Below are 25,709 nucleotides of genomic sequence, written 5' to 3' on the forward strand. Positions count from 1 at the left end.
AGCTGAGGATCATGAAGGGGTCCTTTACAGTTGAGAAGGTATTAAATAACAATGTGCTCATCGCAACACATGATAGATACAGTGAGGTCGTCTTAATCGGGAAAGGGATCGGCTTTGGAAAAAAACAAGCGGATGTCATTGAAGATAAAGGATATGACAAGATGTTCATCTTAAAGGATGAAAAAGAACAAAAACAATTTAAAAAGCTCCTCGGTTATGTGGACGAGACACTTGTCGACATCTCCAATGACGTCATTTATCATATCAAGAAGCGGACAAGCCAACCGTTGAATGAACATATCCATATTGCGCTGACGGATCATATCGCCTTCGCGGTAAAGCGGCTGCAGCAGGGCTTTGACATTAAAAACCCGTTTCTTATGGAAACCGAAACACTTTATCCGGAAGAATTTCAAATTGCCCGTGAAGTCGTCGGCATGATTAATGAAAAGACGGGGATCTGCTTTCCGGAAGGAGAGATCGGCTTTATCGCTCTTCATATCCATTCCGCTCTTACGAATCGGCCCCTTTCCGAGGTCAACCAGTATTCACAGCTGATGTCCCGGCTCGTTCAGGTGATAGAGGAATCTTTCCAAATGGAAGTGAATAAAGAAAGCGTCCACTATTTGCGGCTGATCCGGCATATCAGATTTACCATAGACAGGATTAAGCGGGAAGAGCAGACAAAAGAACCAGAAAAGTTAATGTTATTATTGAAAAATGAATACCCGCTATGCTACAATACTGCTTGGAAACTGATAAAAATCTTGCAGCAAATGCTGAAAAAACCAGTTCATGAGGCGGAAGCGGTTTATCTCACGCTTCATCTGTACCGATTAACCAATAAAATTTCATAATTTCAGTTGAAACCTTTAAAAACGTGTCACTGATTCGATCAGGCATGAGTGATTGAGGGTAAAAAACGGGAAGAACGGTCCCGTTATTTTGCACACCCTTTTTTACTCATGCCTTTTTTGTTGTGTAAAAGGGCAAATGTAAACGGTTAAACTGAAGACTTGCGCCTGTGAATTCGTTGTCATGAATTTTCGCTGTAAGGTCACACTAGCTAACAGAGGAGGTACATCTTTTATGTTTAAAGCATTATTCGGCGTTCTCCAGAAAATCGGCCGTGCTCTTATGCTTCCGGTTGCGATTTTACCGGCAGCGGGGATCTTGCTTGCGTTAGGAAATGCCATGCAGAACAAAGATATGATTCAAGTGATGCATTTCTTGAGCAATGATAACGTCCAGCTTGTGGCGAACGTCATGGAAAGCGCCGGCCAAATCGTATTTGACAACCTGCCGCTTCTATTTGCAGTAGGGGTAGCGATCGGTCTTGCGAACGGAGACGGCGTTGCCGGAATCGCGGCTATTATCGGATACTTGGTCATGAACGTATCCATGAGCGCCGTGCTTATGGCAAACGGCAGTATTCCGTCTGACAAAATTGAACGGGCAAAGTTTTTTGCGGAAAATCACCCGGCCTATATTAACATGCTGGGGATACCGACTTTGGCGACGGGCGTGTTCGGCGGTATTATCGTCGGGGTTCTGGCCGCGTTATTGTTCAACAAGTTTTATAAAATTGAACTTCCGCAGTATCTCGGGTTTTTTGCGGGTAAGCGGTTTGTCCCGATTATCACATCAATTTCCGCATTAATTCTCGGTCTTATTATGTTAGTGATCTGGCCTCCGATCCAGCACGGTCTGAATTCCTTCTCAACGGGACTTGTGGAAGCGAATCCAACCTTGGCAGCCTTTATTTTCGGAATGATTGAACGGTCTTTGATTCCGTTCGGCCTTCATCACATTTTCTACTCGCCGTTCTGGTATGAATTTTTCAGCTATAAAGATGCGGCTGGAGACATCATCCGCGGAGATCAGCGGATTTTCATGGCTCAGATCAAAGACGGCGTACAGCTGACGGCAGGTACATTTATGACGGGGAAATATCCGTTTATGATGTTCGGCCTTCCGGCGGCAGCGCTTGCAATCTATCATGAAGCGAAGCCTGAAAAGAAAAAACTTGTAGCCGGAATCATGGGTTCTGCCGCTCTGACAAGTTTCTTAACGGGGATTACTGAGCCGCTTGAATTCTCATTCTTGTTTGTGGCTCCTATCCTGTTTGCGATTCACTGCGTATTCGCGGGACTTTCCTTTATGGTTATGCAGCTATTGCATGTGAAAATCGGTATGACTTTCTCAGGGGGTTTGATTGACTACTTCCTGTTCGGAATTCTGCCTAACCGTACGGCTTGGTGGCTGGTCATTCCAGTCGGCTTAGGATTTGCCCTTATTTACTACTTCGGTTTCCGGTTTGCGATCAGGAAGTTCAATCTGAAAACGCCGGGCCGTGAAGAAGAGGCTGAGGATGAAGGAACAGGCGCATCAGGCGAAGCCGGCGACCTTCCTTATGAAATCCTGCAGGCAATGGGTGATCAGGAAAACATTAAGCACCTTGACGCTTGTATCACGAGACTTCGCGTCACGGTCAACGACCAGAAGAAAGTGGATAAAGCCCGTCTGAAACAGCTTGGCGCATCAGGCGTTCTTGAAGTCGGAAACAATATTCAAGCCATTTTCGGCCCGCGCTCTGACGGTTTAAAAACTCAGATGCAGGATATTATCGCGGGACGCACGCCGCGCCCGGAACCGAAAGTATCCGCGCAAGAAGAAGTCAGCCAGCAGGTTGAAGAGGTTATCGCGGAGCCGCTCCGAAATGAGCAGGGTGAAGAAGTGTTCGCTTCTCCGATCACCGGCGAAATCCATCCGATTACGGATGTGCCTGACCAAGTGTTCTCAGGAAAAATGATGGGTGACGGTTTTGCTATTCTTCCTGAAGAAGGAATTGTCGTATCGCCAGTCCGCGGAAAAGTGTTGAATGTTTTCCCGACAAAACATGCGATCGGCCTTCAGTCTGACGGCGGAAGAGAGATTCTGATTCATTTCGGTATCGACACAGTCAGCCTGAAAGGTGAAGGATTCACTTCATTTGTTTCTGAAGGTGACCGGGTTGAACCGGGGCAAAAGCTGCTTGAAGTTGATCTTGAAGCGGTTAAACCTCATGTTCCTTCATTAATGACACCGATTGTCTTTACAAACCTTGCCGAGGGCGAAACGATTTCCCTTTCAGCCGAAGGTACTGTAAAACGGGAACAAAAAGATATTGTGAAAATCGGAAAATAAGCATATAAATACGCCGTGCTTGTCAGATGACAAGTACGGCTGTATGATATAATATTGTGTAGTAATATAGCTTTAATTTAAAGGAGAATGATAATCATGGCACAAAAGACATTTAAAGTAACAGCAGATTCCGGAATCCACGCTCGTCCTGCGACAGTTCTTGTACAGACTGCAAGCAAGTATGATGCTGACGTAAACTTAGAATATAATGGTAAAACAGTAAATCTTAAGTCTATCATGGGCGTTATGTCTCTAGGTATCGCTAAAGGCGCTGAAATCACAATTTCCGCTTCAGGCGCTGACGAAAACGATGCTCTTAACGCTTTAGAAGAAACAATGAAAAGCGAAGGACTCGGCGAGTAATGCAAGAATTAAAAGGAATAGGCGCTTCAGCCGGAATTGCGATTGCAAAAGCATATCGGCTTGAAGAGCCGGACTTAACGGTTGAAAAGAAAAACATTGCTGATGCTGCGGCTGAAGTAAGCCGTTTTGATGAAGCGATTGTACGTTCTAAAGAAGAGCTTGAGAAAATTAAAGAGCATGCTTTAAAAGAACTGGGACAAGACAAAGCTGACATTTTCTCCGCGCACCTTTTAGTTCTGAGTGATCCTGAGCTGCTAAATCCGGTTAAGGAGAAAATCAGCACAGATTCAGTCAATGCTGAATTCGCTTTGAAGGAAACAGCTTCCATGTTCGTTACCATGTTTGAATCAATGGATAACGAGTACATGAAAGAGCGTGCGGCGGATATCCGTGACGTAACAAAACGTGTGACGGGGCACCTGCTGGGCGTGGAAATTCCGAACCCGAGCATGATCTCAGAAGAGGTTGTCATCGTGGCTGAAGATTTGACACCATCTGATACGGCGCAATTGAACCGTCAGTTTGTAAAAGGTTTCACAACCGATATCGGCGGACGCACTTCACACTCCGCAATCATGGCCCGTTCGCTTGAAATTCCGGCTGTTGTCGGCACAAAAGCGGCTACAGGCACAATTGAAAACGGTGTTACGGTAATCGTAGACGGCATCGATGGTGATGTTATCATCGATCCTTCCAGTGAAACGTTAAAGAAATATGAAGAAAAACACAGTGCTTATCTGGCGCAAAAAGCTGAGTGGGCGAAGCTTGTCAATGAACCGACTGTTTCAAAAGACGGCCATCATGTAGAGCTTGCCGCAAACATCGGCACCCCTGATGATGTAAAAGGCGTTCTTGAAAACGGAGGAGAAGCTGTAGGGCTTTACCGTACGGAATTCCTATACATGGGACGCGACCAGCTTCCGACAGAAGACGAGCAATTTGACGCTTATAAAACGGTTCTTGAGCGTATGGAAGGAAAATCAGTTGTCGTGCGGACATTGGATATCGGCGGCGACAAAGAGCTTCCTTACCTGCAGCTTCCTAAAGAAATGAACCCGTTCTTGGGCTACAGAGCCATCCGCCTTTGCCTTGAAGAGCAAGAAATCTTCAGAACTCAGCTGCGTGCGCTGCTTCGTGCAAGTACATACGGAAACTTAAAAATCATGTTCCCGATGATTGCGACAGTAAACGAGTTTAAACAGGCGAAAGCGATTCTTCTTGAAGAAAAAGAAAAACTCGTCAAAGCCGGCGTAACGGTTTCTGACGATATTGAAGTCGGTATGATGGTAGAGATTCCGTCTACAGCCGTTATCGCAGATCAGTTTGCCGCAGAAGTTGACTTCTTCAGTATCGGAACAAATGACTTGATCCAATACACGATGGCTGCTGACCGTATGAACGAGCGTGTGGCTTATCTGTATCAGCCATACAACCCGGCGATTCTCCGTCTTATCACCCTTGTCATTGAAGCCGCTCACAAAGAGGGCAAATGGGTCGGCATGTGCGGAGAAATGGCAGGAGACGAAATTGCGATTCCGATTCTTCTTGGCTTAGGCTTAGATGAGTTCTCAATGAGCGCTACATCCATCCTTCCGGCAAGAACACAGATCAGCAAGCTTTCTAAAAAAGAAGCTGAATCATTCAAAGAAACAATCTTGTCTATGAGCACGACAGAAGAGGTTGTCGCATTCGTTAAAGAAACATTCAATAAGTAATACAACAGCCAGACGGTGTCAGCCGTCTGGTTTTTTTCATATTCGGAAAAAAAGCGGGGAACAATAACTTTCAACAGGAGGGATTATCATGACAAAACCGTTTGGAGCGGGGGATACGGTCTACGTGATTTACCGCAATCCGCACGCCGCCAATGTTGCCCATATTAAAGAAGCAGAGATCGTTCATCACCCGTATCATGAGGGAGAACTCTCTCTGTTTTTATACGAAACCTATCATCCGCTGGCCGAAGATGATGCGGTCTTTTCGACATATGAGGAAGCAGAAGCGCTTTACAGCGAGCTTTTTGACGAAGACCGGTATCACTGATCAAAGGAAATGTTTACAACGCATATTCACTCTCTTTTGGACGGAAAGTAACAACATGAGAATATGTAAAGGGAGTGTCAGTCCATGCTGAAGCCGTTTGTCCCCCAGCTTGTTTATATAGAACCGCGAGCGCTCGAATACCCGTTAGGGCAAGAGCTTAAAAGTAAGTTTGAAAATATGGGACTTGAAATCAGAGAAACGACATCGCATAATCAAGTCCGGAATATTCCGGGAAAAAACCATTTGCAGCAATATCGGAACGCAAAATCAACATTGGTGATCGGCGTCCGGAAAACATTGAAATTCGATTCTTCAAAGCCGTCCGCTGAATACGCCATTCCATTTGCGACGGGCTGTATGGGGCATTGCCACTATTGCTACCTGCAGACAACGATGGGATCAAAGCCTTACATCCGTACGTATGTCAATGTGGAAGAGATTCTGGATCAGGCTGATGAGTATATGAAAGAACGGGCACCGGAATTTACGAGATTTGAAGCCTCTTGTACGTCTGATATCGTGGGAATCGATCATCTGACACACACATTAAAAAGGGCCATTGAACATTTCGGACAAAGTGAATTGGGAAAGCTCAGATTCGTGACCAAATTTCACCATGTTGATCATTTGCTTGATGCGAAGCATAACGGAAAGACAAGGTTCAGATTCAGCATCAATGCGGATTATGTCATTAAAAATTTTGAACCGGGAACATCTCCGCTCGACAAACGGATTGAAGCCGCCGTCAAAGTCGCTAAAGCGGGCTATCCGCTCGGTTTCATCGTGGCGCCGATTTATATTCATGATGGCTGGGAAGAGGGCTATAAGGAACTGTTTGAGAAGCTTGACGCGGCACTTGCTGAAGATGTTCGGCATGACATTACATTTGAACTGATTCAGCACCGATTCACAAAACCGGCCAAACGGGTGATCGAGAAGAACTATCCGAAAACTAAGCTTGAGCTGGATGAAGAAAAGCGAAGGTACAAATGGGGACGCTACGGAATCGGCAAGTATATATACCAAAAGGACGAAGAACATGCCTTAAGGGAAACGCTCGAGACTTATATCGAAACTTATTTTCCGAAAGCGAAAATCGAATATTTTACGTAAGGGGAGCTGTCGGTATGACGGCTCTTTTTTTGCTGCGTCAAATGGCGGAAATTTTTGATATTTATTTCAAGGTTTATTCATTTTCTTGGCCGAAAGACCGATATAACATTCAGGAGGGGATGGTTATGTTTAAAAAAATGCATATCAAAATTGCTGTGTTTGTCTCAGCAATGCTTTTCGTAACGGTTGTTTTTTTAACGGTTTCTTCATATTTGACATTAAAGCCCATGATGACGGAGGAAGCAAAACATACGACAGAGAATGTCACCAATTCACTCGGTCAGAACATTGAGCTACAGCTGAAAAATGATAAGACTGTATTATTGAGATTAGCAGGCGGTGAATTGTCCCGGACGTTTTTAACAGATGGGAAAAAAGAAACCGCACGGCTCTTTAACGATGAGTTAAAGCAGATCGGACAGAATGACAAATATGTCGCGCTTGCATACGTCGGAACCGCGAACAAACAAATGTTTACATATCCAAAGGCTGATTTTGCTAAAGACTACGATCCGACAAATAGAACGTGGTATAAGATGGCGGCCGAAAAACCCGATAAGGTTGTCTGGACTGAGCCTTATAAAGATGTTGTGACGGGAGACATGATCGTGACGGCGGCAAAAGCCATACAAAACAATGGAACCGTCATCGGAGTGGCGAGCTTAGACCTGAAGCTGTCCTCCATTCAGAGCATGGTCAATGATCAAAAGGTTCCGTATAAGGGGTTTGCATTTTTAACGGATGAAAACGGTTCTCTTCTGGCGCATCCGTCAAAACAAGGGAAAAACATTTCGGAAGATCAAACGTTAAAAGAAATCAGCTCAGATAAAGAAGGCGTCAAAGAGCGCGAGGGGAACATGGTTGTCTATCAAACGATAAAAGAAACAGGGTGGAAAGTCGGAACGCAGTTTGAAAAAGATCAGCTGATGGGAGTAGCTGACAAAATGAATACGGTGAGCATTTTTATGTCACTGATCGCCCTTGTGATTACGATCGGACTCAGCTATTTCCTCGCGAAATCGATAACCGGGCCGATTCAGCAGCTGATCGCCAAAACAAATTCGGTCTCAGCGGGAGATTTAACCGTCCGCGCCCAGACAAAATCAAAAGATGAAGTAGGCGTGTTAACAAAAGACTTTAACCAAATGGTTGAAAATATGAAAGAGATGGTTGAACAGGTCAAGACCTCTTCAGAAAAAGTGTCCGATACGTCTGACCAATTAACCGTCATCTCACAGGAAACAAATGAAACGAGCGGACAAATCGCAAAAGCGATAGAGGAAGTTGCCGCCGGAGCGACAGAACAAGCGTCAGAGGTTGAGACGATCAATGAAAGATCTGAAAATCTCTCAGTTAAAATAAAAGGAATTGCAGATCGCGCGGGCAGCATAAAACAACTCTCAAAATCTTCAGAGGATGCCAGCTACAAAGGACTGGATGCGCTCGGCCAGCTGCTTATGAAGTCAAATGAAGCCAATTCAGAAACGAAAAAAGTAGAGGCAATGCTGACTGACCTGGAAAAACAAACGAAAAACATAGAAGAAGTGGTGAAGGCAATATCCGCGATTTCGGACCAGACGAATCTCTTGGCGCTGAATGCGAGTATTGAGGCCGCAAGAGCGGGAGAAAGCGGCCGGGGCTTTGCCGTCGTCGCTGAAGAAGTCCGCAAGCTTGCTGAACAATCAGCTCTTTCTTCCGGCCATATCAGTGAGACGGTCCGGCTGATTCAATCAGAGACAAAAGATGCGTCACACGCAATGATCGAGGCAAGCAGAATGAATGATGAACAAAACAGCGCCATTCATGAAACGGGTGAAGTGCTCAATCTGATTACGACAGAAATGCAGTCTCTCGTTCAAGGCATAGATCATATTTACAATGACATTCAAAAAATGAGTGAAGAACAAGCCGCGATACAAGAAGCGATTCAAAGCATTTCCGCCATTTCTCAAGAATCTGCAGCAGCGGCGGAAGAAGTGAATGCTTCAACGGATGAACAGCTCGTTACGCTTGAAAAAGTGAAGCAATCGACTGACATGTTAAAGAGCGCGAGTGAAGATCTGATCAGCGCCATTTCTAAATTCACCTTGTAGCGCGGACTCTTTTTCACTCTAGTCTGTAATATGGTAATCTAGACATGAAAGAGTGATATATGAATCGCATCAGGGGAGGAAAGCGCAGTGAACAAAACGGTCGGATTTATCGGTTTAGGCGTCATGGGAAACAGTATGGCAGCGCACATTTTAGAAGCTGGCTATCCTGTTTTAGTCTACACGCGGACGAAACAAAAAGCGGAAGAGATCCTGAATAAGGGAGCGGTCTGGCAGGAGACGGTCAAAGACCTTTCAGAGAAAGCAGACATCATTATTACTATGGTCGGCTATCCGAGTGATGTCGAGGAAATCTATCTCGGCGAAAACGGCATTCTCCGGCATGCGAAAGAAGGGGCGTTTGTCATTGACATGACGACATCAAAACCGTCTTTGGCGAAAAAGATAGCGGAGAAGGCCAAAGAGAAGTCAATTCACGTCTTGGACGCACCCGTTTCCGGCGGAGACATCGGCGCCCGGAACGGAACGCTTGCCATTATGGCCGGAGGAGAAAAAGAAGCATTTGAAGCATGTCTGCCGCTTTTCTCCGTTATGGGGGAGAACATTCAGTATCAAGGGCCGGCAGGGAGCGGCCAGCATACGAAAATGTGCAATCAGATCGCGATTGCAGCGGGAATGGTCGGAGTGGCTGAAGCGATGGCTTACGCTGAAAAATCCGGTCTGAACCCGGAACAAGTGCTGAAAAGCATTACAACCGGAGCGGCCGGTAGCTGGTCTTTGTCAAATCTCGCTCCCCGTATGCTGAAAGGCGATTTTGCACCCGGATTTTACGTGAAACACTTTATAAAAGACATGGGAATCGCTCTTGAAGAAGCGGAGCTCATGGGAGAAGAGATGCCCGGATTGGCGCTTGCCAAATCATTATACGACAAGCTTTCCGCGCAAGGGGAAGAAAACAGCGGGACTCAAAGCATATATAAGCTTTGGGTGAATTAAAAAAGATTGCCCGGAGGGGCAATCTTTTTTGTTTATTTTCCGATGAATTGCTGTGTCCAGATGTTTCCTGATTCTACATAACCGACACCGATTTGAGTGAACTCAGGATTCATGATGTTCTTTCTGTGGCCTTCACTGTTCATCCAAGATTTGACAACGGCTTCGGGAGTCGGCTGCCCTTTGGCGATATTTTCACCGGCAGTTTTATAAGTGATTCCGAAAGATTTCATCATATCGAAAGGTGAGCCGTAAGTAGGGCTTTGGTGATCGAAATAGTTTTTGTCTTTCATATCTTGTGATTTTGCGTGAGCTGATTTGCTTAGTTTTTCATCAATCTGCAAAGGTTTTAAGCCTTGCTTTTGTCTCTCTGCATTTGTCAATTCAACGACTTTCTTTTCGTACGCACTGACAGATGAAGGAGTTTTCTCGCTGCTGTTGTTTGTGTTATCTGTCTGCTTTGCATTGTCAGCAGTCTGGTTTTGACCGGCTTTTGGTTTTTCAGCAGCTGTCGGAGCGGTTTTTGCCGGTGTTTCTTTTTGAACGTCTTTAACTGTCATATCAGAATGCTTTGCGTGTTTTTGCAGAAGCTGTGTCAGTTCTTTCTCATTTTTAACGTTCAGCTTTTTTACGCTCGTTTTCATATGTAGTTTTTCAACAGCCTCTTGAAGAGTCAGATGCTGTACGGTGTTTCCTTTTTTCACAGTAACGACGTGCTGGCATGACAGCTCTTTGGCAGATGCCTGCTGGATGCCTCCGAATGTAATCAAACTGACTGCCGCTGCGGCAGATAAGATAAATGCTTTCTTCATAAGTTCATAGCCTCCCAGAGAAGTTTTTTTCTACATGAAAAATCTTATCACAGCTTTTTTGTCATAATGCATCCAGCCATTTCCTTTGACAACAAACATTTGTCATAATTGTAACTGAGCACAGAAAAATGGCTTTATATCAGGATAAACGATCTGTATTTATTTTTTAAAATCCGTTACATCACTTCAAGTTATTTGAAGTGTTAGATATATTTTAAGATAATTTGATCTTGACAGTTTTTTTTACCCGTTTTCACTGTAACAACTTTTACAAAAATGTTACAATTAAAATTGTTTATGTAAATATATTGTATGATGTGAGAGGTGTAACAGAAAGTGGCTGAAGTCGCGCGCGACCCAAAGAAAAAAACGAAACGTTACAGAGCGCTGAGAATGAATATCTATTTTTTGATTGTTTTCCTTCTCTTTACGGCACTGATTTTTAAACTCGGCGTCGTCCAGATTGTCGAAGGTGATAAACACCGCCAGGATGCGGAGAAGGCAAACGCAAAAACCGCCTATTATCCGACACCGAGGGGAAAGATGTATGACAGGCAGAACAGGGTGGCGGTAGATAACCAGGCTGTGCCTGAAATTGTATACGTATCCACCTCAAAAACCTCGGCAAAGGACAAATTGAAAACGGCAAAAAATCTCGCCGCACTGATCCATATTGATACTGAATTTATGAAGGATCGAAATATCATTGATTACTGGCTTGCGGCACATCCGAAGAAGGCAGAAAAGCTTATGAAGGATTCAGAAAACAGCCTGACATCGCAAGAAGTATACAAACGCCAGATTGAACGAGTCCCTAAGCAGGAGATTGATGCGATCAAAAAAGATAAAAAAGAGCTGCAAATCGCGGCGATTTATACGCGTTTTTCAAGCGGCAACGCCTATCAGCCGCAAGTCGTCAAATCAATGGACCCTAATAAGCTGAACGGCAACGGAAACAGCGGTTCGCTGCTTGATGAGCATGAAAACAATAAGCAAAAACCGAAAAGCGACCTGACATATGAAGAAGTTTCCGTCGTATCCGAGCACCTGAAAGAGCTCCCAGGCATTGACGTAATCAATGACTGGACGCGGAAATATCCGTACGACAAAACGCTGTACTCTCTGTTCGGCGGTGTGACGACACCGGAACAGGGATTGTTGGGCGAACGGAAAGATTACTATGTCACAAGAGGCTACTCACTGAATGACCGAGTGGGTAAAAGCTACATTGAATATCAATATGAAGACTATTTAAACGCACATAAAGAAAAAGTAGAGTATGTGGAAAACAGCAAAGGTGAAGTCGTCAGCCAAAAGCCCGTCGATGAAGGCAGCAGAGGCTACGATCTGCAGCTCTCGCTCGATATGGAATTGCAGTCGAAAGTAGAAAAGGTCATTGAAAAAGAGCTGAGGAGAAGCCGCGCTGCAGGCAACTATATGGTTGACAGAGGATTTGCCGTCATGATGGACCCGAACAACGGAGATATTCTCTCAATGGCGGGGAAACGCATCGATCTCGAAACGAATAAAACACAGGATTTTGCGATCGGAGCATTTACGACCCAATATGAGATGGGTTCTTCTGTTAAAGGAGCGACTGTTCTTGCGGGTTACCAAAGCGGCCTCCCGCATTATAAAACGTTTGTCGATGCGCCCCTTACGTTTAAAGGCGGGACGAAAAAACAATCGTGGACACAAATGGGGGCTATTAATGAGCTGACCGCGCTGCAAAGAAGTTCAAACGTATATATGTTTAATGTGGCCATGCATATAGCCGGCATTACCTACAGGCCGTACGGCACACTGCCTGCTGGATTAGACGATATTAAAAAAATGCGCAACTACTACGCCCAATTCGGCCTGGGTGTCAAAACCGGGATTGACCTTCCTCAGGAATCAGCGGGAATGCAGTCAAATCCGCAAGTGGTCGGGGGATTGCTGCTGGATTTTGCGATCGGACAATTTGATACATATACGCCGCTTCAAATGGCTCAATATATTTCGGCCATTGCAAACGGCGGATATCGCGTGCAGCCGCGGATTGTCACAAGCATTCATGAACCGGACAGCAAAAACAAACTTGGAAAAGCGATTGAACAGCGCGATATTAAAATCCTGAACAAAGTAAATAACAGTCCAAGCGATTTTGATCAAATTCATAAAGGGATGAAATTGGTCACAAGCTCACCTCAAGGAACGGCTTATTCAACATTTCAAGGTTCCGGCGCTGATGTTTCCGGAAAAACGGGAACCGCGCAGACGCACTATTACGGCACGAACAGAAACTGGTGGGGAAAAGAGCCGTATAACCTGACCTTTGTCGGCTATTATCCGTCAGAACATCCGAGAGTGGCATTCAGCGTCGTCGTTCCCTCAGTTCAAGATGATCACGATCCCGTCAGCAAAAACATTGCCAAAGGAGCAATTGACGCTTACAAAGAACTTGAAAAGAAATACAATAAAAAATAACAAATGAAAGGGCCGCCGAACATATCGTGCGCCCTTTCTTTCATTCAGGAAAATTGACGTTCACAATAAGAATAGAAGGAGAATGCTCATTTTTTAGCGAATCAATCTAGTGGAAATTCTTTTTATATCAGTCCGTGACCAGCCTGCAGTGCGAGTATATTGCAAAGGAGGGATTCTGTGGAACAGGATACTCAGCATGTAAAACAGCTTCAATCGAAAACCGATCTTCATGCCGTATTGACGTCTAACGGGCGTATTATGTATATTTCTGCAAACTGCAAATCATATTTCAGCTATTCCCAGGAAGAGATGATCGGATCGTTTCTCAAAACGTTCCTGCATGAAGAAGATCAATTTTTGGTTGAAAGTTACTTCTACAATGAGCATCATTTAATGCCTTGCACCTTTCGTCTTATTAAAAAAGATCATACCATCGTATGGCTTGAAGCGGGCGTGGAAATTGTCACACCGCAAATGGAGGGGACAGATCGGGAAATCATCCTTAAAATCAAGGTGCTTGAGGAGAAGACACCCCCGAGGCCTTATATGCATGAAGAAAAGAAGCAAAAGGCAGAACAACAGTCAGCAGAGGCGGCTGGAAACGGCGAATTTGAGCGTCTTGTCGAAATGCTGCCGAATCCTTTATATGTCAGCATCAACGGTACAATCGCGTACGCCAATAACGCGATGCTTGCCATGCTGGGAGCCGATAGCAAAGACGCGGTAATCGGCAGGCAATCTTATGAGTTTATCGAAGAAGAGTATCACGACATTGTGAAAAACCGAATTGTGCGGATGCAAAAAGGGATGGAAGTCGGAATGATTGAACAGACGTGGAGAAGGCTTGACGGCACGCCCGTTCATTTAGAAGTGAAGGCGGCACCGACGACATATAAAAACCAGCGGGCGGAATTGCTGCTTCTGATTGATATTTCTTCACGGAAAAAATTCCAAACGATTCTGCAAAAAAGCAGAGAGCGGTATCAGCTCCTCATTCAGAATTCAATTGACACGATCGCCGTGATTCACAATGACAAATGGGTATTCATGAATGAGTCGGGCATTTCGCTCTTTGAGGCCGAAACCTATGAAGATTTAATCGGGAAAAATGTCTATGATCAGCTTCATCCCTGCGATCATGACGGCGTGAAACAGCGGATCCGAAATATTATCGACCGAAAGACCGAGTCAGAAATCATTAAACAATCATGGTTTACCTTTAAAAACCGGCTGATCTACACGGAAATGGTCTGCATTCTGACGACGTTTTTCGGAGAAACGGCCGTGCAGGTCATTCTGCGCGACATTTCTGAGCGGAAGCAGACGGAGGAATTAATGCTGAAGTCGGAAAAGCTGTCTATCGCAGGTCAGCTGGCGGCGGGAATTGCTCACGAAATCCGTAATCCGCTGACGGCGATCAAAGGATTTTTACAGCTCATGAAGCCGACGATGGAGGAAAACGAACATTATTTTGAAATTGTGTTTTCTGAACTGAGCAGAATTGAATTAATTTTAAGTGAGCTTTTAATGCTTGCCAAACCTCAGCACAATGCCGTGAAAGAGCGTGTCAACTTAAAGAAAATTATAAGTGAAGTAACCGCTCTGTTAGAGACGCAGGCAAATCTTAAAGGAATTTTTATCAAAACAGATTACGAACGGGACAGCATGTTTATTAACGGTGATCAAAATCAGCTGAAGCAGGTGTTTATCAATCTGATTAAAAATGCCGTTGAGTCGATGCCGGATGGGGGAACGGTCCATATTCTCATGACAGAAGATGAGTATTCCGTTAATGTGACGGTGAAAGACGAGGGTGACGGGATACCGGAAAACGTGCTGAAACGGATAGGCGAACCGTTTCTGACAACGAAAGAAAAAGGAACCGGCCTGGGGCTGATGGTCACATTCAATCTCATTAAAAACCATCAGGGAGCCATTCAAGTAGACAGCAAACCGGATAAAGGCACGGCTTTTCACATTACATTCCCGAAACAATAAAAAACAACGGCGTTATGCCGTTGTTTAAATAGTCTGCATGGATTCTCTCGTTTTTAAAATAAATGCTTCCAGCCGGTCCAAGCCTTCTCTCAATGTATCCAGTGAATATGCGAATGACAGCCTCACATACCCTTCACCCAATTTTGAAAACGAGCTGCCGGGCACAAGAGCCACACCTGCATCCTCTAAAAGAGCCATACTAAAATCAAACGATGACATTCCGAATGACTTAATAGAAGGGAAGATATAAAATGCGCCTGACGGCTTTACGACGTCAAGCCCCATTGAAACAAGACGGTCATATACATAGTCAAGCCGCTTTTTATACTGTTCTCTCATAATAAGCGCATCATCAACGCCGTTTGTCACCGCTTCAAGCGCCGCTTTCTGGGAGATAGAGGACGCGCATGTCACACTGTATTGGTGAACTTTTAAGATGTGCTTGGCAATTTCTTTCGGTGCGAAAATGAAACCGATTCTCCAGCCCGTCATGCTGTGTGATTTTGACAGGCCGTTAATTACGATCGTCTGGTCCCTCAAAAAAGACGCGATCGAATAATGCGGTCTGTCATAGGTTAATTCGCTGTAAATCTCATCAGACAGCACAAAAACATTTCTGCCCTTCAGTACGGCTGCGATGTTTTTCAGCTCTTCCTCTGACAAGGTCACTCCGGTCGGATTTGACGGATAAGGAAGAATGACGCATTTTGTTTTCGGTGTCAGCGATTCTTCTATGAGCCGCGCCGTCAGTTTAAATCCGTGTGTCGTCGTATCAACATGGACGGGAACGGCGCCCGACATGCGGATAATCGGTTCATAGCCAGGATAAATCGGTCCGGGCAGAATGACTTCATCGCCCGGAGATAAAATCGTCCGCAAAGACGCGTCAATCGCTTGGCTTGCTCCGGTTGTGACGATGATTTCAGTTTCGGCTTCATAATTTAAATCAGCTTTTTTCTTCATATAAAGCTGCACGGCCTGTCTCAGCTCAATGCCGCCTGCATTCGGAGTATATGCCGTTGCGTTCTCGTCGATTGCTTTTTTTGCGGCCGCTTTGACATGGTGCGGCGTGAAAAAGTCCGGCTGGCCGATCGTAAGCGAAATGACATTGTCGTGCTGGGCTACAAGATTTGAGAATTTGCGAATTCCTGAAATTTCAATTTCTTTTACATTCGGATTAAGCAAATGTTCCATAATTCATCACCTTATACTATATATTGAGTTTATCCTATTTTACCACTAGCTGAGCATTTGTCATCTATTTAATTGAACTATCCCGAGTATATGTCCGATATGTGAAAACATACCTTCTTTCAGAAAAAAATAAGACAACCAGCTGAAATGATTGTCTTCATTGTATCATGATCTATCTATTGTGATATGTGGCGAAGGTCATTAATACCCGTATTCAAAGCTGATGTCTTCCCGCCATACGATGTATGGACCCGGCTTATCGGGACGCTCTTTCGCCTCTTTTTTCATTTGCAGGTAAGCCGTTTTGCTGATATCTTCTAACACCGTCATTTGATCTTGGTCGAATATGACTACTGTACCCATTTATTACACCCTTCTTCCTGAAAAATCCTTGACTATTTTACCACTCGATGTCAAAAAGTCAATGGGATATCAGAAAAAAGAATCTTTTTATAAAGAGTTAATGTTCAGTTGTCCGGAATACATTCACTTTTTCCGTTTACAGCCGATATATACAATACAATACTGAATGCGGATAGCGAGGGATTGAATTGTCTTTACAACAATACGATATTTTATTGGATTCAGGCACAAATGAATTAGAAATCGTCAAATTTGAAGTAGGCGTCAATACATTTGGCATAAACGTGATGAAAGTCCGGGAAATTATTCAGCCGGTAGATGTCACATCTGTGCCTCAGTCTCACAAAGACGTAGAAGGGATGATTAAGCTGAGAGGCGAAATTCTTCCCGTCATCAGCCTGTATACCTTTTTCGGCGTTGAAGCCGAAGGAGCAAAAGACGATAAATATATCGTGACGGAATTCAACAAACGGAAAATCGTCTTTCATGTCGGTTCCGTTTCACAAATCCACAGGGTGTCCTGGGAAGCGATTGAGAAGCCGACTTCGCTGAATCAGGGCATGGAGCGGCACTTAACGGGTATCATTAAACTGGAAGACACGATGATCTTTTTACCTGATTACGAAAAGATCATTTACGATATTGAATCGGCATCCGGAGTTGAGACTTATCATGTCCATCAGGAAGGGTTTGATGAAAGACGGTCGGGCAAAAAACTGATTATCGTTGAAGATTCACCGCTTCTGATGCGCCTCTTGACTGATGAGCTGACTGAAGCGGGGTACAGTGAAATCGTTACGTTTGAAAATGGAAAAGAAGCGTATGATTACATCATAAAACTGACGGATAACGGAGCAAACCTGTCTGACCATATTGACATGATCATCAGTGACATTGAGATGCCGAAAATGGACGGGCATCGTTTGACGAAGCTGCTTAAGGATAACCCGAAAAGCTCTGACGTGCCGATTATGATCTTCTCGTCCCTGATCACGGACGACCTGCGCCACCGGGGCGAAGTCGTCGGAGCGGATGAACAGATCAGCAAGCCTGAAATCAGCGAGTTAATTAAAAAAGTGGATACGTACGTTATTGAATAGAAAAAAGCCGATGCGTCATGTATCGGCTTTTTTCGCGGCGAATTAAAAATAACTCTCACCAAGTTTTTTAAACACGGGTTTATGATAAGCGGGCTGCTGTCTGTTGGCGGCAAGGGGTTTTTCCTTTAAGCCCACATATTTTTGCAATAAGTTTTTCGCTTTTGTCAAAGACATTTGTGCTTTTGGATTGCGGTACGATTGATTTAACGTACCTAAATGCGGAAGATGCTGGAAGTCTTCTTTTGTTGGAGGCATGTGAAAATAGTAGTCTCCGATAGAGATAAGTACGTCTGACTGCTGTTGGCTAAACCTGGGATTATTTGAAAAGTGAAGCCCTATTTTTTTCCCTTTGCCTTCTTTCACAAGCTTTTGTAATGCCCGTTTTTTCAGCAGATAAAGGTATTTAGGGTTGGGGGCGGTTTTTGCATGGCGGTTCACAGTATAAACAGCTTTTGAAAGATTCTCGATGGTTGGCTGCAGCTCTTTCGAATAAGCGTGGTCGTCCATTATTTCTCTCCTTTGCATTGATCAAGTTCATATATAGATTATACTTTTTTAGCATTGAAATGCAAATATTGATTATAAAAATACGCCTTTTTCTGATGAAAAGGGCGCATTTTTTTCCTTTATTAGACAGGATTCGCATGTTTTTCAGAATCAGCTTTTAATGATCGCTGCACATCGACTTCTGCTGCCTCGGCGCTGTATTTCGGAAGGGCGATAAAATAGAACACAAATACCGCCAAAATCACGACTCCCATGCCGTAATAAAGATAATCAATATTGGAAACGAATTTCGGAAATAACAGGGCGACCAGCCCGAGTGTAATGGATTGGGCAAACATCATAAAAGGATCCTGCCAGCCGCTGACACGGCCCATTATTTTCGGGTGAACGATTTTCGGCATCCAGCCGCCGATGGCGATATTGACAGGTCCGATGCACATGCCGAGAACAAAAGCGGCCGCATAATAAATCCACAGCTTATCCGTATAGCCGAGGACAAAAATGAGCAGCCCGGCTGCCAAAATAGGAATCGACATCAAATGATGCGGTTTGACTTTTTTGGCGATCATTGTTCCGATCACACTTCCGGCAAGCAGGCCGAAGCCAAGCGCTACGGTGAAGATTGAAGTGTGTGATTCATAATGATCAGGCGCAAGTCCGTATTTCATCGTAAACATCGGCAGTACGGCAAAGCCGCCGTTGACAAACCCAAAGATAAAAAAGCCGAAAATAAGGGAAGCAAGCAATTTGTTTTTAACAATATATACGATCCCTTCTTTAAAATCAGCGACTGAATCTTTCAGAAACGAATCTCCCCATTTAAAAGGGCCGTTCGGCTGACGGGCTTCTTTCGGAATACGGCAGGCGCGGATCAGAAAGCCTGACACAATAAAGCTGACAAAATCAAGGATAATGGCTCCGTGAACACCGATCGTTTTATACATAAACGCACCCATACCGACGCCGAATACCATAAAGATGCTGAACAGGATCTGGTTAAGCCCCGCAGCTTTCGCATAATGCTCCTTAGGCAGAATAGCTTGTACAAGGCTGGCTTCCGCCGGGAAAAAGAACTTGGTCACGGCGCTTCTGATGAACAAAATACAGAAGACGAGAGGAATATTCCCGCTGTATAATGCCGCAAACAATACGACCGTCAGTCCAGCCCTGATCCAGTCACAATTTTCTGCGACCTTTTTCCTGTCAAGCCGGTCAGCTGCGACACCGACAATAAGAAATACGAAAACCGTCGGCAGTGAATACATCAGCTCAGCCAAAGTCGTGTATGCCGGCTGGTTGGCAAAGCGGTCCAGCAAGTAAAAAGCGAAAGCCATATTACCTACAGTCGTTCCCATTTGAGAAGCGAGTGCTGCGAAAAATAAACGGACAAAATTTCGATTTTTAAATATATCCATAAACACGCTCCTTACCCTAAAGGTCCCACTGTAATATATTATCATCAGCCTGTTCTATAAACAAATAAGATCCTTTTATCTTATAATCGTCACCTTTGTTCCATTAGGAACGGTAGCGGCAAGTTGAGTGACGTCCTGATTATACATCCGGATGCATCCTTTTGATACCGCTTTGCCGATGGAGGAGGGATTATTTGTCCCGTGAATGCCGTAATGAAGCTTAGAGAGGCTGAGCCAATAAGCGCCGAACGGGCCGCCGGGCTTAGGCTGGCGATTCACGATGTAAAATTCCCCGGTCGGTGTGGTCGTCAATATTTTTCCGACTGCGATCGGATACGTACGGATGAGTCTGCCAAGGCGGTATAATTGCAGTTTCTTCGCTCCGATATACACGACAATGGAATAGGGAATGGTGGATGGGTCGGGAAGATTCGGTATGATAATATGCTGTCCCGCGTAAATGACCGATTGGATTGAGGGATTTGCCTGAAGGAGAGCAGCAGTGCTTATTCTGAAGTCCTGCGCAATGCTTGAGATGGTTTCTCCTTGTTTCACTTGATAGGTCAGCAGTTTCATCACCCTCCTTTTTACTCTTTTCCATATACATATTAAGGAGGGGGTGTTTGTGCATCGGGATAAAAGTCTTATTTTTGTGAAGTTTTCAAAGTAAACAGCGTGATTTCCGGTCTCGCTAAAAATCGATACGGCAGCCTTGTCGTACCAAGCCCGCGATTCACATAAACGACTGTGTCATGCAGTGTATACATGCCGTCGGTATACGTTTTTCCGTAAGGAGGCGTAATGAGAGGGCCGAAAAACGGAAGCTGCACCTGGCCGCCGTGAGTATGTCCCGACAGCTGGAGGTTCACGGGATACCGGCCGATCTTAAGAGCGGCATCCGGCTCGTGAACGAGTAATATGGAAAACGTATCTGCGGAAAGACGGGAAAGGGTGGCTTCATAATCAGGTTTTCCGAGCATTAAATCATCCAAAGACGCGAGTTCGATCCGGCTTCCGTCTGTCAGCTGCACCTGACGATAGCCGTTTCGAAGCACTTGAAAATCAGCAGCTTCCATCAAAGCCTTGTACGTGTTTGTGCCGTAGCCGCCGTGGTCATGGTTTCCATATACACAAAATTTTCCGAAAGGAGCTTCAAGTCTTTGCAGCACGGCGAGCGCATGCTGATGATCATTATATAAATGCGGCTTATCAATTAAATCTCCCGTAAAGATAAGCAGATCGGGTTTCAGCTGATTGATCTTTTCCGCTGTTTTATTCAAGTCTTCTGTTGTAAACACGTCACTGAGATGCGTATCGCTGAATTGAACAATTTTAAAATTGTCAAAGCCGCGGGGAATCAGGCGGCTGGTGATGGTATGCCGGGTGATTTCGATCATACGCGGTTCAATATACCGGGCATAGCTGTAGCCTCCGCAAGCCGTCGCGAGAGCCGCACCCAAAATGCCGATTCCTCTTTTTAAAAATGTTCTTCTGGTCATTTTCTTCATATGTAAAACCAACCTTTGTCAGAGTTTTTCTATTATATCATCAGCTTGGCTGAAAAATCCCTTCTCAGCATGTAATGACGAGGAAGGACATCTATGGTAGAATTATGAATGATTATTCATTCAATAAAAGGGGTGGGTTTGTTATGGATAAGAAAGCAGTAATCATTACAGGCGGATCAAGCGGCATGGGAAAAGCAATGGCGAAAAAACAGGCTGAACTGGGATGGCACGTCATGGTGACAGGTAGGAACCAGGAAGCACTTGAGGAAACAAAAAAAGAAATTGAGACCTTTGAGGGACAGGTCGCTTGTTTTCAAATGGATGTCCGTTCTGAATCGAGTGCTTCAGACATGATTACAGAAGCAGTAAAAGTCTTTGGCCGGCTTGATGCGCTGATTAACAATGCGGCCGGTAATTTTATTTGCCCGGCAGAAAAGCTGACGCCCAACGGATGGAAAGCTGTTATTGAGATTGTTTTAAACGGCACTTTTTTTTGCAGCCAAGCCGCGGCAAGGCATTGGATCGAGCAGGAGCAGAAGGGCGTCATATTGAATATGGCCGCCACATACGCATGGGGAGCGGGAGCGGGGGTCGTTCATTCCGCTGCAGCCAAAGCGGGGGTATTGTCACTGACAAGAACGCTGGCCGTTGAATGGGGAAGCAAATACGGCATCCGCACAAACGCGATAGCCCCAGGCCCGATTGAACGAACAGGCGGTGCGGAAAAGCTGTTTGAATCGGAAAAAGCGATGTCCCGCACTATGAACAGTGTGCCGCTTGGCCGGCTGGGCACACCGGAAGAAATCGCCGCTTTGGCAGCGTTTTTGCTATCCGATGAAGCGTCCTACATAAACGGGGATTGTATTACAATGGACGGCGGGCAGTGGCTGAATCCTTATCCGTTTTAATTTTGCATATATTGACTATCTTGCAAAACAAGCGAACGTCAAAACCGCCGTTCGCTTGTTTTATTTTCTATTCAAAATTATGATATAATTTTGAAAGATTAAGGGGCAATTAATTGAAGAAATTATTAAAATGGTTCGTTGTACTATTTTTAGTTTAGTTATCATCTTTAATATTTGGTACTTTATTATTTGCGCTTTTACTCCAGAGTTTTATCAAAATACCAATCTTACATCTGATGAAACGAAATTTATTAAAGCCAGGGAGTATTTGATCGGGCTCAGAGGCGATACATCGGCTGTATTATAAGTGTCTCTCCCAACCAAGCTGGCGGAAATAATTTTATCTGATTATACGCATATGCCAATAAATCATACTGATAATGCCTGTTCAATGTATGGAGTTGACGTTTCCAAGAGTGTTTGCGGGTTAACAACTCTTACATTTGGCACTTTAGATAAAAAAGGAACTTTCTTTCAGTTGAAACATGATGATGATTGGGTGTTTAACAGTACCGATTGGAGTCATTACTTTTGGACAGCTGCCGGTTATAATGCTCTTATATTTATACTTGTCTTTGTGATTGTGAAACAAATGGATAACGTCCTTATCTAAAGAGTGATCTTGAAAATTTTCCCCTTTTTTTAGCTGCTCCCATATTGCCTCCTTTTTCCCCCTATGAATGTCTAAACCTTTGTGGTGCAGATATAATTGTGTATAATCAGACAAAGATAGAGAAGCAGGTGATAACATGTTGGACCCACTTGATGTACTGACGAATATTGATGATGTCATTCCGTATTACCAAGCGATTTTTAACGCGGAGGAACAAAGAGTTGTGGGCTATGAGGTGCTCGGCCGTATTTTGGCAGATGCGGAGATTGAGAGCCTCGGGCCGTTTTTCTTAGATTCCGGCATTCCGGAAGAGTATAAGCTTGAGGTCGATGACAGAGTCATCAGGCAGGCGCTGGAGCGGTTTAAAGAAGCGGATCGTGACCTGTTGATTTTTATCAACCAGGATGCGAATGTATTGATGCTTGACCACGGCGAAAGCTTTCTTGAGCTTTTGAAAGAATACGAAGAGCAGGGCATTGAACTGAACCGTATTGTGCTTGAGATCACCGAGCACAATTTCGAAGGCGACATTGAACAGCTGTACCATATGCTTGCCTACTATCGTACATACGGCATTAAAATCGCAGTGGACAATATCGGTAAGGAGAGCAGCAACCTGGACAGAATCGCGCTCCTTTCACCGGATCTTCTGAAAATAGATTTGCAGGCGCTGAAAGTATCTCAGCCGTCACCATCGTATGAGCATGTGCTTTACAGCATTTCATTGCTGGCGAGGAAAATCGGAGCCGCGTTGCTGTATGAAGATATAGAAGCTGATTTTCAGCTGCAGTACGCCTGGAGAAACGGAGGCCGATTCTTTCAAGGCTATTATCTGCAGGCGCCAAACGGTCATTTTATAGACCGCAGTCTGTTAAAAGAACGCTTGAAAACGGAGTTTCAGCAATTTATTACGAGAGAGAAGAAGAAGCTGGAGACGGTATATGAACACTCTGAGAATTTTTATAAGCGGGTCAATCAGGCTGTTTCCGAGCTGAAGAAAACCCACCAGGCGGACGATGAGTTTATTAAAAAACTGGCGGAAAATCTGACAGACTGCTGTTTCAGAATTTATATGTGCGATGAAGAAGGCTATCAGCTGACGGGAAATGTGTTCAAGCAATCCGGTGAATGGTTTTATCAGCCTGAATACATGGAGAAAAACTGGAGCTGGCGCCCGTACTTTTTAGAAAACATCATGAAGATGCGGAATTCAAGAAAAGGCTTTTTCAGTGACCTGTACAGTGACATTGAAACGGGAGAGATGATCAGAACCTTTTCATATCCGATGGATGACAATATGTATTTATTTATCGATCTGCCTTACTCTTATTTATATGAACAGGACGGATTACTTTAAAGCGGCTGCTGTATGCCGCTTTTTTTGCTGTCATCTGAAAAAAGTTTTAAAAAATGATTGACAATGATACTGATAATCATTATCATTTGGTTATAGAGAGAAGTTACTCTCTGTTCCCCAACCCCTCTATCAGATCAAGATCCGAAAAAACTTGGCGCTACCCCCGCCAAGTTTTTTTATGTCGTCTGCGCATAAAAAAGCTTCTTCTCACATACATCTGACAATGGCGGCTCAAAAAGCGAAAAATCATTTATAAAAGGTGTATGACATTCTGAAAAAAGCTTCAAACTATTCGAAAACACGGTTTTCCCGTTTATTTCTTTTTTGAAAATCCAGCGGGAAAATGCCATCCCGGTCTACTTTATGGTATGATGCTCTGTAGAACTTGTATTATAATAAATACTTGTTGATTTGAAGTTGTTTTTTGAAAGGAGTCTTTTTTTAGAATGTCACAATTAATGGGTATCATCACAAGGCTGCAAAGCCTGCAAGAAACGGCGGAAGCGGCAAGCGAGCCGATGCAGCGTTATTTTGAAGTTAACGGCGAAAAAATTTGCAGTGTTAAATATTTCGAAAAGAATCAAACGTTTGAACTGACGGTTTTCCAAAAAGGTGAAAAACCTAACACATATCCGTTTGATAACATTGACATGATTTCTATTGAAATTTTTGAGCTCCTTCAGTAATTGGATTTAATTTTTAAGGCTGACCAAGCTTCCCGTCTTCCGCAAGCGGAGCTTTATTAAATCATGCAAAGGAACGTGCTTGTTCGAATTTGGTTGTAGATTCTGGAAAGAGGAGTGTCCGTACATGGCTGATTCTTTTCTGTTTTATAATCTTTCTGAAGCACAGATGACCTTTCAAGACGTGATGGAGCGGCTGAAACGCTTTGTCAATCAAGACCCCCGTTCAGCATACGTGCTGTCTGTAGGGACCGATTCACAAGTTTACCGCGAGTTCACGAAGTTTATTACGGCTATACACTTGCACCGCACAGGCAAGGGAGCTTGGGGCTGTTTGAAAAATCACGATCTTGCAAGACCGATACATAGCCTTCGCGAAAAAATTTCGCTGGAAACCGCATTCAGCCAGGAGATGGCTGCGCATATTCTCGACGGGCGCTTTATGGAACTTACAGATTTGCTCCTGCCTTTCGCGGATGAAGGGGCGGATCTTACATTTGAAGTGCATCTGGATATCGGCCGAAAAGGGCTTACAAAAGATTTGATACAAGAAATGACCGGCCGCATTACTTCGATGGGCATTGAAGCGAAAATCAAGCCCGATTCCTGCACGGCATTCAGTTATGCCAATCGTTACACAAAATAATATTTCATACAGAATCCGCAAAATGTCGAATTATGCGGTTGACGATTTTTTTCTGTTTACTTATTCTAGCGGTAGAGCTGAAAGTAAATTACACTTTGCTTTCAGAGGTATTCAGTAAAAAATAGGGGGCCTGATTACGTATGAGTCTTATCGGTGAACGATTTACGGAAGAAGAACAAAAACTTCTGCTGAATATCCTGATCAATCATGAATATGCCATTGAGCTTTTGACCAGCGAAATCAACGATATAGAAGCAGGGTCAAAAAGCGTTGATGGAACCACTTATAAAAAACTCGTCACGCTTTATGACCGTTTCCGGAACGAAAATTAATCAGCGGCCTATAAATTGATACTCGATTGCAAAGAGTATCTTTTTTATTGACGGA

Annotated in this window: 22 protein-coding genes and 2 pseudogenes; 17 read left to right on the forward strand and 7 right to left on the reverse strand. The window is 44.2% G+C overall.

Annotation, left to right across the window (positions count from 1 at the left end):
* Window positions 1–11 precede the first annotated feature (11 nt).
* The 8 genes from glcT (at window position 12) to QRX25_RS06790 (ending at window position 9,752) form a co-directional block, all read left to right on the forward strand.
* Complete coding sequence (gene glcT / locus QRX25_RS06755; protein WP_502872426.1) at window positions 12–857, forward strand: glucose PTS transporter transcription antiterminator GlcT; 846 nt, start codon at window positions 12–14, stop codon at window positions 855–857.
* Between the two features lie 232 nt (window positions 858–1,089).
* On the forward strand, window positions 1,090–3,186 hold the full coding sequence (ptsG, locus tag QRX25_RS06760) for a glucose-specific PTS transporter subunit IIBC (RefSeq protein ID WP_115997181.1): 2,097 nt from the start codon (window positions 1,090–1,092) through the stop codon (window positions 3,184–3,186).
* Window positions 3,187–3,282: 96 nt separating this feature from the next.
* Window positions 3,283–3,549, forward strand: a complete 267-nt coding sequence (locus tag QRX25_RS06765; protein ID WP_003154654.1) for a phosphocarrier protein HPr — start codon at window positions 3,283–3,285, stop codon at window positions 3,547–3,549.
* Window positions 3,549–5,264 (forward strand): phosphoenolpyruvate--protein phosphotransferase, encoded by a 1,716-nt coding sequence (gene ptsP / locus QRX25_RS06770; RefSeq protein WP_064778829.1) that lies wholly within the window; start codon window positions 3,549–3,551, stop codon window positions 5,262–5,264. The genes QRX25_RS06765 and ptsP overlap by 1 nt, the downstream gene beginning before the upstream one ends.
* Window positions 5,265–5,352: 88 nt before the next feature.
* Window positions 5,353–5,592: a splAB operon transcriptional regulator SplA gene (gene splA / locus QRX25_RS06775; protein ID WP_013352057.1), complete on the forward strand. Its 240-nt coding sequence runs from the start codon at window positions 5,353–5,355 to the stop codon at window positions 5,590–5,592.
* An 84-nt stretch (window positions 5,593–5,676) separates the two neighbouring features.
* Window positions 5,677–6,705 carry a spore photoproduct lyase gene (gene splB / locus QRX25_RS06780; RefSeq protein ID WP_013352058.1) on the forward strand — a complete coding sequence of 343 codons (1,029 nt, stop codon included), beginning with the start codon at window positions 5,677–5,679 and terminating at the stop codon, window positions 6,703–6,705.
* 125 nt (window positions 6,706–6,830) lie between these two features.
* Window positions 6,831–8,798, forward strand: a complete 1,968-nt coding sequence (locus tag QRX25_RS06785; protein ID WP_212101196.1) for a methyl-accepting chemotaxis protein — start codon at window positions 6,831–6,833, stop codon at window positions 8,796–8,798.
* 87 nt (window positions 8,799–8,885) lie between these two features.
* On the forward strand, window positions 8,886–9,752 hold the full coding sequence (locus QRX25_RS06790) for an NAD(P)-dependent oxidoreductase (RefSeq protein WP_115997182.1): 867 nt from the start codon (window positions 8,886–8,888) through the stop codon (window positions 9,750–9,752).
* Between the two features lie 32 nt (window positions 9,753–9,784).
* Here QRX25_RS06790 and QRX25_RS06795 read toward each other — a convergent pair whose 3' ends face one another.
* On the reverse strand, window positions 9,785–10,561 hold the full coding sequence (locus QRX25_RS06795) for a CAP domain-containing protein (RefSeq protein WP_065981333.1): 777 nt from the start codon (window positions 10,559–10,561) through the stop codon (window positions 9,785–9,787).
* 336 nt (window positions 10,562–10,897) lie between these two features.
* On the opposite strand from QRX25_RS06795, the gene QRX25_RS06800 reads away from it, so the two are divergent.
* Together QRX25_RS06800 and QRX25_RS06805 are read left to right on the forward strand one after the other, a co-directional pair.
* Window positions 10,898–13,030: a peptidoglycan D,D-transpeptidase FtsI family protein gene (locus tag QRX25_RS06800; RefSeq protein ID WP_115997183.1), complete on the forward strand. Its 2,133-nt coding sequence runs from the start codon at window positions 10,898–10,900 to the stop codon at window positions 13,028–13,030.
* 177 nt (window positions 13,031–13,207) lie between these two features.
* Window positions 13,208–15,028, forward strand: coding sequence for a PAS domain-containing protein (locus tag QRX25_RS06805; protein ID WP_212101199.1), 1,821 nt, complete (start codon window positions 13,208–13,210; stop codon window positions 15,026–15,028).
* Here QRX25_RS06805 and QRX25_RS06810 read toward each other — a convergent pair.
* Both QRX25_RS06810 and QRX25_RS06815 read right to left on the reverse strand, forming a co-directional pair.
* A pseudogene (locus QRX25_RS06810) lies at window positions 15,009–16,222 on the reverse strand (aminotransferase A). The gene QRX25_RS06805 and the pseudogene QRX25_RS06810 sit on opposite strands and share 20 nt — an antisense overlap.
* Before the next feature lie 201 nt (window positions 16,223–16,423).
* A complete protein-coding gene (locus tag QRX25_RS06815; RefSeq protein WP_193551588.1) occupies window positions 16,424–16,585 on the reverse strand; it encodes a protein YkzT in 162 nt (53 codons plus the stop codon).
* Window positions 16,586–16,773: 188 nt separating this feature from the next.
* Between QRX25_RS06815 and cheV the strand changes: the two genes are divergently transcribed.
* Window positions 16,774–17,685: a chemotaxis protein CheV gene (gene cheV / locus QRX25_RS06820; protein ID WP_065981337.1), complete on the forward strand. Its 912-nt coding sequence runs from the start codon at window positions 16,774–16,776 to the stop codon at window positions 17,683–17,685.
* Between the two features lie 42 nt (window positions 17,686–17,727).
* Here the strand turns inward: cheV and QRX25_RS06825 are convergent, their stop codons facing one another.
* The 4 genes from QRX25_RS06825 to QRX25_RS06840 all read right to left on the reverse strand — a co-directional run bounded on the left by QRX25_RS06825 (window position 17,728) and on the right by QRX25_RS06840 (window position 21,115).
* Entirely contained in the window at window positions 17,728–18,192 is a 465-nt protein-coding gene (locus QRX25_RS06825) for a YkyB family protein (RefSeq protein ID WP_013352067.1), read from the reverse strand.
* Window positions 18,193–18,314: 122 nt separating this feature from the next.
* A complete protein-coding gene (locus tag QRX25_RS06830) occupies window positions 18,315–19,607 on the reverse strand; it encodes an MFS transporter (RefSeq protein WP_115997186.1) in 1,293 nt (430 codons plus the stop codon).
* Window positions 19,608–19,682: 75 nt separating this feature from the next.
* Window positions 19,683–20,177 carry a L,D-transpeptidase family protein gene (locus QRX25_RS06835; protein WP_115997803.1) on the reverse strand — a complete coding sequence of 165 codons (495 nt, stop codon included), beginning with the start codon at window positions 20,175–20,177 and terminating at the stop codon, window positions 19,683–19,685.
* 74 nt (window positions 20,178–20,251) lie between these two features.
* Complete coding sequence (locus tag QRX25_RS06840) at window positions 20,252–21,115, reverse strand: metallophosphoesterase (RefSeq protein WP_115997187.1); 864 nt, start codon at window positions 21,113–21,115, stop codon at window positions 20,252–20,254.
* A gap of 143 nt (window positions 21,116–21,258) precedes the next feature.
* On the opposite strand from QRX25_RS06840, the gene fadH reads away from it, so the two are divergent.
* The 6 genes and pseudogenes from fadH (at window position 21,259) to abbA (ending at window position 25,654) form a co-directional block, all read left to right on the forward strand.
* Window positions 21,259–22,023 carry a 2,4-dienoyl-CoA reductase gene (fadH, locus tag QRX25_RS06845; RefSeq protein ID WP_065981341.1) on the forward strand — a complete coding sequence of 255 codons (765 nt, stop codon included), beginning with the start codon at window positions 21,259–21,261 and terminating at the stop codon, window positions 22,021–22,023.
* A 113-nt stretch (window positions 22,024–22,136) separates the two neighbouring features.
* A pseudogene (locus QRX25_RS06850) lies at window positions 22,137–22,636 on the forward strand (hypothetical protein).
* A 136-nt stretch (window positions 22,637–22,772) separates the two neighbouring features.
* Window positions 22,773–23,993 carry an EAL domain-containing protein gene (locus QRX25_RS06855; protein WP_065981342.1) on the forward strand — a complete coding sequence of 407 codons (1,221 nt, stop codon included), beginning with the start codon at window positions 22,773–22,775 and terminating at the stop codon, window positions 23,991–23,993.
* Window positions 23,994–24,439: 446 nt separating this feature from the next.
* On the forward strand, window positions 24,440–24,679 hold the full coding sequence (locus QRX25_RS06860; protein ID WP_013352074.1) for a YkuJ family protein: 240 nt from the start codon (window positions 24,440–24,442) through the stop codon (window positions 24,677–24,679).
* 124 nt (window positions 24,680–24,803) lie between these two features.
* A complete protein-coding gene (locus tag QRX25_RS06865) occupies window positions 24,804–25,322 on the forward strand; it encodes a ribonuclease H-like YkuK family protein (RefSeq protein ID WP_088612729.1) in 519 nt (172 codons plus the stop codon).
* Between the two features lie 140 nt (window positions 25,323–25,462).
* A complete protein-coding gene (gene abbA, locus QRX25_RS06870; RefSeq protein ID WP_013352076.1) occupies window positions 25,463–25,654 on the forward strand; it encodes an antirepressor AbbA in 192 nt (63 codons plus the stop codon).
* Window positions 25,655–25,709 lie beyond the last annotated feature (55 nt).

The sequence above is a fragment of the Bacillus sp. L381 genome, from assembly GCF_030284525.1.
GTDB lineage: Bacteria > Bacillota > Bacilli > Bacillales > Bacillaceae > Bacillus > Bacillus amyloliquefaciens.